This is a genomic window from Solibacillus palustris, assembly GCF_022549215.1.
Classification (GTDB): Bacteria; Bacillota; Bacilli; order Bacillales_A; family Planococcaceae; genus Solibacillus; species Solibacillus daqui.
This window is the reverse complement of the sequence record NZ_JAKZFC010000009.1, coordinates 67,394-81,531: the sequence shown is the minus strand read 5'-3', so window position 1 is coordinate 81,531 and position 14,138 is coordinate 67,394. Positions and strand designations below refer to the sequence as shown.

General features: G+C 36.6%; 14 protein-coding genes. 7 read left to right on the top strand and 7 right to left on the bottom strand.

The genetic code is table 11. The features are described 5' to 3' along the window. Positions 1–32 precede the first annotated feature (32 nt). Complete coding sequence (locus tag LZ480_RS17675) at positions 33–491, top strand: low molecular weight protein-tyrosine-phosphatase (RefSeq protein ID WP_241370864.1); 459 nt, start codon at positions 33–35, stop codon at positions 489–491. Between the two features lie 205 nt (positions 492–696). Beyond that, positions 697–855: a YfhD family protein gene (locus tag LZ480_RS17670; RefSeq protein WP_241370863.1), complete on the top strand. Its 159-nt coding sequence runs from the start codon at positions 697–699 to the stop codon at positions 853–855. Between the two features lie 354 nt (positions 856–1,209). Here LZ480_RS17670 and LZ480_RS17665 read toward each other — a convergent pair whose 3' ends face one another. The 5 genes from LZ480_RS17665 to LZ480_RS17645 form a co-directional block, all read right to left on the bottom strand. Further along, a complete protein-coding gene (locus LZ480_RS17665) occupies positions 1,210–2,421 on the bottom strand; it encodes a NupC/NupG family nucleoside CNT transporter (RefSeq protein ID WP_241370862.1) in 1,212 nt (403 codons plus the stop codon). A 527-nt stretch (positions 2,422–2,948) separates the two neighbouring features. Then, positions 2,949–4,079, bottom strand: coding sequence for a DUF4179 domain-containing protein (locus LZ480_RS17660; RefSeq protein WP_241370861.1), 1,131 nt, complete (start codon positions 4,077–4,079; stop codon positions 2,949–2,951). Continuing rightward, complete coding sequence (locus LZ480_RS17655; RefSeq protein WP_241370860.1) at positions 4,051–4,644, bottom strand: RNA polymerase sigma factor; 594 nt, start codon at positions 4,642–4,644, stop codon at positions 4,051–4,053. Before LZ480_RS17655 ends, LZ480_RS17660 begins: the two co-directional genes overlap by 29 nt. 126 nt (positions 4,645–4,770) lie before the next feature. Then, on the bottom strand, positions 4,771–5,004 hold the full coding sequence (locus tag LZ480_RS17650) for a hypothetical protein (RefSeq protein ID WP_241370859.1): 234 nt from the start codon (positions 5,002–5,004) through the stop codon (positions 4,771–4,773). 3 nt (positions 5,005–5,007) lie between these two features. Then, a complete protein-coding gene (locus tag LZ480_RS17645) occupies positions 5,008–5,328 on the bottom strand; it encodes a YbjQ family protein (RefSeq protein WP_241370858.1) in 321 nt (106 codons plus the stop codon). 437 nt (positions 5,329–5,765) lie between these two features. On the opposite strand from LZ480_RS17645, the gene LZ480_RS17640 reads away from it, so the two are divergent. The 5 genes from LZ480_RS17640 to LZ480_RS17620 all read left to right on the top strand — a co-directional run bounded on the left by LZ480_RS17640 (position 5,766) and on the right by LZ480_RS17620 (position 10,794). After that, a complete protein-coding gene (locus LZ480_RS17640; RefSeq protein ID WP_241370857.1) occupies positions 5,766–6,485 on the top strand; it encodes a YebC/PmpR family DNA-binding transcriptional regulator in 720 nt (239 codons plus the stop codon). A gap of 578 nt (positions 6,486–7,063) precedes the next feature. Then, positions 7,064–8,761: a M3 family oligoendopeptidase gene (locus LZ480_RS17635; protein WP_241370856.1), complete on the top strand. Its 1,698-nt coding sequence runs from the start codon at positions 7,064–7,066 to the stop codon at positions 8,759–8,761. A 146-nt stretch (positions 8,762–8,907) separates the two neighbouring features. After that, positions 8,908–9,987, top strand: a complete 1,080-nt coding sequence (locus LZ480_RS17630; RefSeq protein ID WP_241370855.1) for an AI-2E family transporter — start codon at positions 8,908–8,910, stop codon at positions 9,985–9,987. A 97-nt stretch (positions 9,988–10,084) separates the two neighbouring features. Next, on the top strand, positions 10,085–10,546 hold the full coding sequence (locus LZ480_RS17625) for a hypothetical protein (RefSeq protein WP_241370854.1): 462 nt from the start codon (positions 10,085–10,087) through the stop codon (positions 10,544–10,546). Between the two features lie 20 nt (positions 10,547–10,566). After that, positions 10,567–10,794 (top strand): hypothetical protein, encoded by a 228-nt coding sequence (locus tag LZ480_RS17620; RefSeq protein ID WP_241370853.1) that lies wholly within the window; start codon positions 10,567–10,569, stop codon positions 10,792–10,794. 95 nt (positions 10,795–10,889) lie between these two features. On the opposite strand, the gene LZ480_RS17615 is transcribed toward LZ480_RS17620, so the two are convergent. Then, on the bottom strand, positions 10,890–13,001 hold the full coding sequence (locus tag LZ480_RS17615) for an MMPL family transporter (RefSeq protein WP_241370852.1): 2,112 nt from the start codon (positions 12,999–13,001) through the stop codon (positions 10,890–10,892). Positions 13,002–13,102: 101 nt separating this feature from the next. After that, the gene (locus LZ480_RS17610) at positions 13,103–14,119 is read right to left on the bottom strand and encodes an inorganic phosphate transporter (RefSeq protein WP_241370851.1); all 1,017 of its coding nucleotides are present in this window, start codon (positions 14,117–14,119) and stop codon (positions 13,103–13,105) included. Positions 14,120–14,138: the final 19 nt, after the last annotated feature.

Below are 14,138 nucleotides of genomic sequence, written 5' to 3'. Positions count from 1 at the left end.
CGTGCAGCTTCTTTAAATAAGGAGCGAAATCAATGAAACAGGTGTTATTTATTTGTTTGGGCAATATTTGTCGTTCACCAATGGCTGAGGCGGTCATGCGTGATTTAGTGGAAAAGAACGGATTAACAAGCAAAATTAAAGTCGATTCGGCTGGCACAAGTGATTACCATATTGACGAGCCACCACACAGAGGAACGAAGGCAAAGTTACAGGAATATGGCATTTCAACAAGCGGAATGAAGGCGCGCCAATTACGCAGCTCAGATTTACGAGATTTTGATTATTTAGTATGCATGGACGATAGCAATGTAAGTAATACGATTGAGATGCTACGCGCGGAAGGACATGCAAAAGTGTTTCGTTTCTTAGATTTAACACCGCATAAAAAGGATGTGCCAGATCCATGGTATACAGGTGATTTTCAGGAAACGTATGATTTATGTTTAGAGGGCTGCGAGACGCTACTAGAGAAAATTGAAGCGGATTTATAACGAAAAAACGAAGCATGGGTTGGTATTCGGCTTCGTTTTTTTCATATCAGTCAAATTCTGCTAGGAAAGTTGTAGTTGGTTGGTCGTTTGATTTACTCCATTCAACAAATAGTCCACATAAAATTTTTTCAATGCTCTTTTTTGTAATTGAAAATCAAATTCCAAGCCATATTAAGAACGATTCAAAATGAAAGGAGAGATGATGATGGGAAGAGATAATAAGCAAGGTCAAAGCAGCAACAAAGGTTCGTTACCTCAAACACCGAAAAACCAAAAAATTGCACCAAACAAAGCGAAAGAAGAGTTTTCAAAGGAATTTTCAGATCTGATTAATTCAGTAGCTGAAAAGAAATCTAAGAAATAGGGGCATTTAAATAAAACTTGTGTAAATAAGCTCCTCAGTACAATAGTAAAGGCACTTTTTGTTCAATTTTGAACAAAAAGTGCCTTATTTTTATATGAAAAATGGATAGTAATCTACCTATACTTTTAGCTGCTTCATAGAGATTACTTCCCGTTTTCTTCGATTGCTTCAGTTTTCTGGATTTAGGGTACCTCTACCGTGGGAGGCTGCTTATTACTTGTTAGATTATCATTCTAATCTATTTATTTTATTTTTGCCGAGCTATAATCTCATTCAATATGTTGGTGGGAAAATGGCTCAAAAAAGTGCCAGGCGCATGTATATTCTGCACCTGGCACTCTAGATCCTACATATTTAAATAAACATCCCTGCTATTGCCGCACTTAATAAGGAAGCTAACATCCCCGCAGCAACAGCTCTAACTCCTAAACGAGCAATATCTGAACGGCGATTTGGTGCTAATGACCCTAAGCCACCTAATAAAATGGCCATTGAACTTAAGTTTGCAAAACCACATAAAGCGAAACTAACTACAATAACCGTTTTGTCAGAAAGCTCTGCAATCGCTGGCCCAAATGATGCATAAGCAACAAACTCATTCAACACAAGTTTTTGCCCAATGTATGAACCAGCTTGAACGGCTTCAGCCCATGGAACACCAATGGCAAACGCTAATGGTGAAAACAGGTAACCTAAAATGCCTTGAAGTGTTAAGTCTTCAAAACCAAAGATACTGCCTAAACCACCAAGTATACCGTTAAGTAATGCGATGATACCAATAAATGCCAGCAACATAGCTCCAACATTCACTGCAAGCTTCATCCCATCACTTGCACCACGCGCAGCTGCATCAATTACATTCGCAGAAGAATCATCTTTTTCTAACTTAAAGTTTCCTTCATCAATAACTTCTGTTTCTGGAATCATTATTTTAGCTAAAACTAACCCAGCTGGGGCAGCCATAAAGCTTGCTGCAAGTAAATATTCTAGAGGCACACCTAACAATGCATATCCGACTAAAACCGAACCAGAGACTGATGCAAGTCCTCCTGTCATAACGGCAAATAACTCAGACTTTGTCATTTTGTTAATGAACGGCCGAATGACAAGTGGTGCTTCTGTATACCCAACAAAGATGTTTGCAGCTGCTGAAATGGACTCCGCCTTGCTTGTCCCAAGAAGCTTCGAAAGTCCTCCACCGATAATGCGTATTAAAAATTGCATTATGCCTAAATAATATAAAACTGAGATTAAAGCAGAAAAGAAAATGATAACAGTTAGCACTTGAAAGGCAAAAACAAACCCAAAATTTTCTGTATCTGCTGCAGGTCCAAATAAGAAAGAAATTCCTTCATTCGCATAAGAAATTAAATGTTGCACGCCGTTGGAGAAACTTTCAAGTACCTCTCGACCGGCCTCCCATTTTAAAACAATAAAAGCAAATAAAATTTGAAATGCTAATCCCACTAAAATTGTCCGCCACTTAATTGAACCTTTAGCACTTGATAAAAGAAAAGCAATTATTAAGACGATAAAAATACCGCCAATTCCCCATAGTACGTTCATAATAGACACCTTTTTAATATTTTTAGGAAGAAAACATTCGCTTTCATTATTCCATTTTATTACATCAGACGACTGACGTGACTCAGCAATTTTAACAAAAAGCAAATGAGATGTAAAATGACGAATGATTCCGATTTATCAATATAAATCCACACACCAAGTTCATTATGACTATTACAATACTGACAGTTAATTGAATAATTTAGGTTCAATTTAGGTTGAACTAAAAACTTCTTTTTCATTCAAATAATTATTAGTGTAAAATTCCCATGAAAAGTTAAATCCGCGTTGAACGACTACCTTTTATTAAAGAAATGTAACTGGTTACTATTATGAGTGGCAAGTTTTTTTTATCAATGTTAATGCTTCTAAATTAGATATAATTATTATAGCTAGTTTCCTTACAACTACAGCTTTATAAAATTACTCGATTAAAAAAAGCCAAAACGTTTTTAAATCATCGTTTGGCACTCTTTATTTTAGGCTGATAATTTCTTTTGGCACACTGGTTCACTTGCTCTACGATTTTATTGCTGTGATTTAATTGGTATTATTATTTCTAATTCAGGGATGTATTGAATTATTGGGTCACCGTTTTTATCCAATTGATATGTTCCGTTTGGGTAGTCATTATAAAGATAGATATACGGTTTGATTGTAATAGCTTTTGGTAAGGTTTCAAATGGATGTAACCGTAAATCACTGATGAAATCACTAGTTCCCTCATTTGTCTCACGGCGGCCATTGCCATGACTTATTTTTAATTTATGACCTTGTTCATCAAAAACGTCTATACTTATTCCTTGCCGGGAATCCACAGAAGTTGATTTATCAAGCAAGGCTATTCTTGTCGTAATACTAGTTGTAATGGGAGTTAGTATAATTTGTTCAATAGTAAACTGATTATTTTTGTATTTTCTACTTATATTAGGTTGTAGGTTTACATAGTTACCGATATCACTCACTGGAATATCCATTTTAAAAGGTTCAGAAATCCCAGTTATTGTAGTGGATAATGTCAAATTAAACTGCTTTGGGAAGGGAGTTCCACCTTGACTTCTCAAATCCGAAAATTCAATAACCTCCGAATCCTTATCCTTACTTGGCTGTCTAAAAACACCGCTAAAATTAGTGTGATCCAATGGTTCACCATTTAGTAAAAGTTCAATCTTACTTATTTGATCTGATAAACTTTCTTTTGAATTTCCACCTTCTTTATGATGACGTTCAATCCCAATTGCAACGCGTGTACCATCATACACTACTTCTGTTACAATTAATGTAACGCCTTCATGCGTAACACTTGTATTCAATTTCGTTGAGAGTTCCTTTTCATCTGCGGCGTGTAGACCAAGATCCCTTGTAAATTTAAAAACAGATGATAATAAAGGTACTTCTTTCATCGTCGCCGCCATCGGTGGTGATATTAAACCCGTAACAATGATCAAACTAAAAATCATTGTTGCCGAAGCTGAAATCACCATGACTCTTTGACGCAATTTCTTACGGGTCCTATTTTTTTCAGACGGCTTTGTATCACGACTACTTTCATATTTGTTCATTGTACGATTTACCAAATCAACTTCCACAGGTGTTTCTCGAATGAATCTTTCTAACTGGTCTAGCTCTTTATCCCCCTGTTTTGAGCGAGTGTTCATAAATTTCCCCTCCTAACTTTTTCTCTTTCAGTAATTTTTTACGTAATCGTTCATATTTTTTTCGAACGGTCGTTGGTTTAAGTTCCATAATCGAAGCAATTTCATCAAAGCTATATTCCTCGATCGATCTAAGTAGCAGAATTCTTCTTTCGTCCACACTTAACTTTTCTAATAACTCGTGAATGAAATCATTATATTCATCCACTTGCCTATGACTCTGATCGTGCGCTTGTTCCTTCTTAAAACTTGTCCAAAATTTGTAGCTTTTGTTTTTCTTTTTAAGTAAATCCATGCAATGATGATGTGCAATTTTGTAAAGCCACGCTGAAAAAGAGACTGTATATGAAAAATTACGAATGTTTTCTAACCCTTTTATAAAAATATCTTGTGCAGCATCTTCCGCTTCTTCTTTGTTTCCTAATAAATAATAGCAGTAAATAAATATTTGTTTTTGAAAGCTACGAATGATTTCGGTGTAGGCATGAACATCGCCCAATTGAACTTGTTCTACAATTACTTTTATCGCTAAATCAGCATTTTCTTTAGGTGTATTTGATGCAGTCAATACGTTCCCCCTCCTCTCTGGCATATATAACTGAAATGGTTATCGATTTGTGACAACAATAGAAAAAATATTTTAGAAAAACCAAAAAAGAAAAGGTACCTGTTTGAAGTCAGGCGCCTTTTCATGTTAATTATTATTCTCTTCTTTATAGAAACGCTCGCCGGTTTCCGGGTTGAAGTAAACAATTAATCGCTTATTTGTACTCGGATCAATTGATATTTCGTTTGTACGTTGGAAGCCTTTAGGAACGTCCTTTCCATGTTTTGTTTTGAAGCGACGATCCCAAAAAAACCATGAACCGATTATTAATACAATGAGGATTAACAACTGGATACCATAAAACCCTATAATCCATCCCATTTGCTATCTTTTCTCCACAATAACAGCTGTCCCATAAGCAACAATTTCACTCATATTTTGCCCAATTTCACCGGAGTCAAAACGCATCATAATAATTGCATTTGCACCCATTGCCGTAGCGTTTTGAACCATTCGATCCATCGCTTGCTTTCGAGCATCTTCAAGCATTTCTGTATACTGACTGATTTCTCCGCCTACAAGTCCCTTTAGTGAAGCTACGATATCTTTGCCAATCCCTCTAGCTCTTACTGTTAATCCAAATACCGGGCCTATTACTTCTGTAATTTGATGATGCGCAATATTTTCAGTTGTTACGATAATCATTTAAATCCGCCCCTTAATATGAAATATTACTTACACATTTAGTATACTATAAAACATTTACCTATTACTGGTATTATATAATTGTATGTTTTATCCCCTTAATGATTCTGCATATGGCTAAATTAAAATGCCGGATACATATATCTTAGATCACCCATGTGCCAAGCACTACTTTATTTTTCCATTCAATTTCTACTTTATAAGGACCGTGTAAGGAAAGCTCAAGTAATTTTAACGCACATATAGAATATAAATTTGCAAGTATCAGTATTGAAAGAGACTTTACCACACGCATAATAGTTATTTCTTCAGCTAAAGTCCATTTTATGTTAAGTAATTTCACTTTTTTTTAGAGTTCAAGTATAATAATTAAGTTAAAAAATATTTTTTCGTTTTATATAACGTTATCAATAGAATATCGAAAGAGAGTGAACAAAATGGGTCGTAAGTGGAATAACATTAAAGACAAAAAGGCTGGTAAAGACGCAGCTAACAGTCGTATTTATGCAAAATTTGGTCGTGAAATATATGTAGCAGCAAAATCTGGTGAACCAAATCCAGAATCAAACCGTGCATTAAAAACCGTTTTAGAGCGTGCGAAAACGTATTCGGTACCAAAACATATCATCGAAAAAGCAATTGACAAAGCAAAAGGTGGCGGCGACGAGCAATTTGACGAGCTTCGCTACGAAGGTTTCGGTGTAGCAGGTACAATGGTTATCGTTGATGCTTTAACAAACAACGTAAACCGTACAGCTTCAGAAGTTCGTGCAGCATTCGGTAAAAACGGCGGTAACATGGGTGTATCTGGTTCAGCAGCGCACATGTTCCAAAATACTGCAGTATTTGGGATTGAAGGCAAATCAGAAGATGAAATCCTTGAAATCTTAATGGAAGCAGACTTAGATATGCGTGATATTATGGATGAAGAAGGCACAATCATCGTTTATGTAGAGCCAGAGCAGTTCCATGCAACACAAGAAGCATTCAAGGGTGCTGGTATTGAAGATTTTACAGTAGCAGAGTTAGCGATGTTACCAATGACAGAAGTAGCATTAGCTGGCGACGATTTAGTAAAGTTTGAAAAAATGATCGATGCGTTAGAAGATCTAGAAGATGTTCAGCGCGTTTACCATAACGCGGATTTAGGCGAGTAAAAAGCTCAAAAGGGAGCTGTCTAAAAGTGTTTACTTTTTAGACAATGTCCACTCATGTGTTATTTATCCGCTGTTGGCTGCTTTCAGGGTGGTCGCAAGTAAAGAACGAATGCTAAAAACGTCACGATCAGTGATAGAGTATTCATGATTTGCTTCATGCTAGCCTCTATCCTCGGCGCAAAGGTTTTGTCCGGAAATCAATTTCCAGACAAGACCTTTTTTATTTGGAAATGGTTAAGTATGTATGCATTATGCTAGAGTTATTGCATTTAAAGATTGAATAACCCAAAATATATGTACGAAAAATAATATAATTAGGAGAATAATAGATGAAAAAGACACAACGATTAGGAAGTCGTATTATTCAAAGATTTGAAATCACATTATCACTAATGGTAATGTGATTTCTTTCATTTAAATCGATAATTAGCGAGACTATTAATATGAATCTATTGTTATTTCAGTTATAATATTGAAAAATGCTTTAAATTTTCTGATTATATTTGCAATTTGTTAGAATATGATAAATAATAAACTATACGAATTTCGGTTATCGAAATAATTATGAGGTGATAATAATGGCTACATTTAAAGAATTTGATTACAAACGTCCAAATTTAGATGACATGAAAGAACAATATGTGGTTCTTTTAGAAGAATTTAAAGCGGCGGATTCCGTTGAAGCGCAAAGTGAAGTAATTGATAAGCTAAACAAAATCCGCAACACGTATTCAACAATGGCAAATATCGTCTATATTCGTGCTTCGATTGATACGAATGATGAGTTTTATCAAAAAGAGCGTGATCACTTTGATGAAATCGGTCCTGTAGTAGAAGAACTAGTATTTAACTATTATACAGAGCTTGTAAAATCACCATTCCGTTCGCAATTAGAGGAGAAATGGGGCACGCAACTATTTGCATTAGCAGAAAATCAGTTAAAAGGCTTCTCACCAGAAGTCATTGAGTTAATGCAACAAGAAAACAAATTAACGTCTGAATATAGCAAGCTAGTTGCATCGGCACAAATTGAGTTTGATGGCAAAACATTAACATTAGCACAATTAGCACCATATGCAGAATCAACAGACCGTGCTGTACGTAAAGCAGCACGTGAAGCGAACTTTAATTTCTTTGCAGAGAACAAAGAAAAGTTTGATTCCATTTATGATCAATTAGTAAAGCTACGTCATAAAATCGCAACTACTTTAGGTTTTAAAAACTATGTAGAGCTAGGCTATGTCAACATGAATCGTGTAGACTATAATGCCGAAATGGTTGCAAAATTCCGTGAGCAAGTACGTGAATATATCGTGCCACTTGCATCGAAATTATACGCGCGCCAAGCAGAGCGCATTGGTGTAGACGAGTTCAAGTTTTATGATGAAGGCTTATCGTTCTTAACGGGGAATGCTGAACCGCAAGGCGATGCACAGTGGATTGTTGAAAACGGGAAGAAAATGTACGACGAGCTTTCTAAAGAAACTGGCGAATTCTTTAACTACATGATTGAGCATGATTTAATGGATTTAGTTGCGAAAAAAGGGAAGGAAAGTGGCGGTTATTGTACGTTTATTGAAGACTATGATTCGCCGTTTATTTTCTCAAACTTTAATGGAACATCAGGTGACATCGATGTTTTAACACACGAAGCAGGTCACGCATTCCAAGTATACTCTAGCCGTAACATCGGAATTCCAGAGTACTTATGGCCAACATATGAGTCTTGTGAAATTCACTCAATGAGTATGGAATTTTTCACATGGCCTTGGATGGAGCTATTCTTTAAGCATCAAACAGAGAAATACAAATTCTCACATTTAAGCAGTGGCTTATTATTCTTACCATATGGAGTGTCAGTTGATGAGTTCCAGCACGTTGTGTACGAAAACCCTGAAATGACTCCAGCTGAGCGTAATACGGCATGGAAAGAAATCGAGGCGAAGTATTTACCACACCGCGATTACGATGGGCACGATTATTTAGAATCTGGTGCAGTATGGCAACGTCAAGGTCATATTTATGCAAGCCCATTTTATTACATCGATTACACATTAGCGCAAATTTGTGCATTCCAATTCTGGAAACGCTCAGGTGAAGACTTCGAAGGCGCATGGAAAGATTATTTACACCTTTGCCAATTAGGTGGATCATTTGCCTTTACGAAGCTAGTAGAAGAGGCTGGATTAATTTCACCATTTGAAGAAGGTTGTGTAGAATCTGTTATTGGTACTATTGAAGATTATTTAAACGCTGTTGATGATAAAAATTTATAAGAAATAACTTGGGGACATTTTGCTTATTTTTAACAGCAAAATGTCCTTTTTCTTTTGTAATTACTGACACTTTATGGCATGCTAAAATGTACAAAGTATTATAGTAGGTTTTAACTTGAAGAAAGCAAAAAGAAGGAAGTGAGTTAATGACGAGGAAACTGTGGTTTCAATTTGGAATAGGATTATTAATTTCCTTATTAATCATAAAATATTTCATGGAAATTTATCATTTATTTAATCCAATTATCATTATTTTTAAAACGATTATGATGCCATTATTATTAGGCGGCGTGCTGTATTATATTACCGAGCCATTGCAGCGTTTACTCGAAAAACGAGGTATGCCAAGATGGGGGAGCTTATTAACCATTGTGCTCCTATTAGCAGGGGTTTTAACAAGTATTTTCTTATTAATTGGCAATCCAATTGCCAATCAGGTGAATCGCCTAGTAGAAAATGCACCAACAATTGCAACTCAAATTGAGCAGGCGGTTAACTATATATTAGAAAACCCCGGTATATTACCACCTCAAGTGGATGAATTTGTCGCGTCTATTACAAGCTCCATTCAAGACATTGCCATTACGAGTAGTCGTTATTTCGTGAACTTTGTAAGTGGTGCGGTATCGGTGACGTTTACATTGATTTTAGTACCGTTTTTCTTTATCTTTATGTTAAAAGATCATGAAAAGTTTGCACCTAATATTTATGATATCTTTTCAGGGGACACGCGTTCTTGGATTAAGAAAACATTAGAAGATATTGATAATGTGTTGCGTAGCTATGTACAAGGACAAGTGTTAGTAAGTTTTTTACTGGCCACTATGATGCTTATCGGTTATTTAATCATTAAATTGGAATACTCGTTATTATTGGCGCTGTTTGCATTTTTCATGAACATGATTCCGTTCATCGGTCCATGGATATCGCTTGTACCAGCAGTGATTGTCGCGCTTATCCAAGACCCAGTATTAGTTATTTGGGTGTGTGTCATTACATTAGTGGCACAGCAACTGGAAAGTAACGTAATCACGCCAAATGTAATGGGGAAATCATTAGATATTCACCCACTAACTGTTATTTCGCTTGTTTTAGCGGCAGGAAATATCGCCGGCTTTATCGGTATTATTATTGCAATTCCAACTTATTGTGTTATTAAAGTAGTGGTACAAAACATATACCATGAACGCCAAAAAATTAAAAAAGAGATGACAAAGTCTGTGTAAATTGTGGAGCATATGTGACAAGCATGTGCTTCTCTTTTTTATTTAACGCGAAAACGGTATACTTAATACTTGAGAAGAATTATTAAAGGAGCAAACAATGCTAACATTTGAACAAAAACAAGCAATTATCGAATCGTTTCCGCAACTAACGAAAAAAGAAATTTCGTTAAAGCGTTTAAACTATCATTTCGAAGACAGCCTTTACGAAAAAACAATCGTCGTTGAAAAGCTACATCCAAACGGCAACGGCTTTATATTTGTAGGGGATTTACTAAAATACGAAAAAGAAGCAAGCGATAAGGGCTTAGTCAATATTCGCGATTATAGCGAACAGCAACTACGCGAAATTATCGAATCGGCCATCGATTACTTATCAGAGGAAATTGATGATACACCAATTATTGAATACTGGACATCACGCCAAGGAACAAAGCTAGAGCTAGAATTTAACAATCGTTCATGGAACATTTATCACCAAGGAAATTTAGAGGAATCATTCGGGACACGTGATGATGCAATCGCATATTTACATGAAGAAGGTTTCCGACTTTCAAAATAGATAAGTGAGGGAAATGGAGTATGGAGCAACAGCATCAATCAAAAGAAATGTCTGGTAATAAAATGGTCAAAATTATTATAGGCACAATTTTAGTCGCTTCCATTATTATCGTCGCTGTTATTCAGGCGTTCTATGTATTATGGGAGCCAAATGAGCCAAAGCATAATGATCGCCAAGACGAAAGTGAACAGCCAAGCTATTCAAAATCAGCAATGAGTAATTATGAAACATTGCTGCACTTAAGCTAGTGAACAATAGTCAATATTTGAATGAACAAGGTATACTTTATTTCAAAAACAGGGCTTGTCCAGAAATCAATTTCCGGACAAGCTCATTTTTTTCGTTATTTTCTTCCTTTTCTAAACGGTAGCCACCAGTTCCAATCGCCAAACAGCTTCATGAAACTTGGTACGAGCATGAGGCGGATAATTGTTGCATCAATCGCAATGGCAATCGCTATGCCGACCCCAATTTGTTTAACGGGCATTACATCGGTAAACGCAAATGCTCCGGTAATGACAATCATAATAAGTGCGGCAGACGTAATAATTTTACTTGTTGTAACCAGTCCATCAATCGTAGCCTTTGTGTTCGTAGCCCCTTTTAAATACTCTTCTTGAATCCGCGAAATTAAAAACACCTCATAGTCCATACTTAAGCCAAAGACTAAACAGAATACCAATACCGGAATAATTAATACAATTGTGCCTGCTTCAATACCAAAATGCCCGTATTGGAAAATATAAACCAAAATACCGAATGTCGCGCCAAGCCCTAAAATATTCATTAAAATCGCCTTTAAAGGGATTAAAATGGAACGAAATGCGATCATTAAAATAATAAATGTTGAAACAATAATGATTGCAATGGCAATGAGCACTTTATTCGCAATTTCATCAAAAATTTCCTGATTGAACTTTGCTTGTCCAGATAATGCGAAATCCACACCTAAGTCTTTATTCATCCAGTTACGGACAAAATCCTGCGCTTCGGATGTCGCACCGGTTGTGTTTAAATAAGCGACCATATACATTTTATCTTTTTGAATAAAGTTTTCTGCAACCTCGTCAAGTGCTCCTGGTGCTTGTGGGTTGCTATTGACCATTTCCCACATTTCAACCGATTCGATATTTGCCACTGTAAACATAGAAGTGACACGATCTACCATTGGATCATCTAGTAGTTGCTGCTGAATATCAAAGATCTTTTCACGTCCTTCCGTCGTATCCCAAGTGTCATCATTTTCAGCGAGTAAAAAGACAGGCGTATTTTCACCAATACCGAATGTTTCATCGAGGGTATCGAAAGTCTGACGGGATTCGTAGGAAGCTGGTAATGATTCAGTCGAAGGAATCGTTAACGCTATATCTTTAATAGGAACCATCGCCACACATAGTAAAAGGACAGCGACAAAAATAATGACAACCGGGCGTTTCATCACGAAAGCGGCAAACTTTTGCCAACGTGAAGCGGTTGCTTTTACGCGGAAAATACGCCCTTTATTTAAACGATCGCCCAATAGCGTAATCGTTGCTGGTAAAAAGGTTAGCGCTGTTAACACTGCAAGGAAAACAACGATTGTGCCACCAAGAGCAATATTCATAAAAATCTCTACATTAATAACGACCATTGCACCTAAGCCAATCATGACACATAGTGCAGAGAAAATGATCGAGCGTCCAGCTGTTTGAATTGCGGTTTGAACGGATTCACGCACCGCATGTTTTTCGCGTTCTTCACGGTAACGGTTAATAAATAAAAGCGCAAAATCAATGTTTAATGCTAAGCCAAGCATCGGTACAATATTCATGACGAATATCGATAAATTAAAATAATCGCTTAATAGCGTTAAAATCCCAAGTGCGATAACAACCGTTGCGCCACCAATAATTAACGGTAATAATGACGCTACAATTGAACCAAATGCTAATAATAAAACGATTAAAGCGATTGGTAAGCCAATTGCCTCGGCTTTAATTAAATCTTTTTGGCTCGCTACGTTAATATCTTTTGAAATAACGGGCTCCCCTGTAATCGAAATGCCTTGTTCATCCTCAGTAATTTCCCGAATGTCATCGATAATAGGGAAGTAATCGGCAATTGTATTATCAAATTCAAGCAGTCCATAAGCGTAGCCGTTTTTATTTAATGCGGCATTGCCCACTGGAGAAGTCACTGCATGAACGGCATCCAAATTTTCGAGTTCTTCCATAATGGACGTAATTTCATCGTCGGACTTATCTTTAAATAAAACAAAAATCGTTTTCGCTGGTAAATCAAATGTCTCAGAAAGCTCGTTTGTTACGTATGAATGATCACCATCTACGAAAAACCCATCCCCTTGCAATTTAGAAGGAAGCTGAAGAGCAAAAAATGCAAATATAGCAAGGATAAGAAACCAAATGGCGACAACCGGCTTTGAAAATTTCGTAACAAATACTGCAAAGTGCTTCATAAAATACCGCCTTTCTATTTCAGTACTTCTAGTGTAATTGATTTGGCGAAAAAAGGAAAAGCCTCCAGAAAAGTTGTTGAATTCTGGAGACCTTTTATTGGTTAAAAGAAGATATTTAATACTGAATAAATTATTGCAGCCATTACAGCTGAAATTGGCATTGTAATAATCCAAGTTGTGACGATTTTACGCGCCATTCCCCAGTTAACGCCTTTCACGTTTTGTGCAGCACCTACACCCATAATGGCAGATGAAATAACGTGTGTTGTTGAAACGGGTAAGTGAATTAAAGTTGCCCCGAAAATGATTGATGCAGAAGAAAGGTCAGCTGCAGCCCCGTTTACTGGACGAATTTTCATGATTTTACCGCCGACTGTTTTGATGATTTTATAACCACCAATCGAAGTCCCTAGACCCATTGCAAGGGCACAGGCAAAACGAACCCATCCTTGTACATCATCCGTTGTTTGCCAATTCGCCGCAATTAAAGCCATCGTAATGATCCCCATTGCCTTTTGAGCATCGTTCGTCCCGTGTGTGAACGATTGAATAGCTGCGGTGAAAATTTGCATAATGCGGAACCCTTTATTTGTTTTATAAAGGTTCATGTTTTTAAATAAGAACTTCATTAATGACATCATTAAGTAACCAACGCAAATGGCGATAATTGGTGACAATAATAACGCAATAATAATTTTTGAAAAGCCACTGTAGTTTAAAACGCCAAAACCAGAAGAAGCAATCGCTGCACCAGCAATCGAACCAATTAACGTGTGAGATGAACTAGACGGAATACCGAAATACCAAGTTACTAAGTTCCACGTTATGGCAGAAAGTAGTGCAGCTAAAATAACAACAGAACCGATTAATGGTGCTTCAGGTGTTGATAGTGAAAACGGATCAACGATATCAGAAGCAATCGCTTTTGCTACACCAACGAATGTAATGGCACCGATAAAGTTCATGATGGCTGCCATTAATACCGCTACACGTGGTGGTAATGCACGCGTTGAAACAGATGTGGCAATTGCATTAGCCGTATCATGGAAACCATTAATGAAGTCAAATAGTAATGCGCATGCGACAACTAATACGGTAATGATTAATAGTGTGTTCATTTATTAAGACTCCCTATGA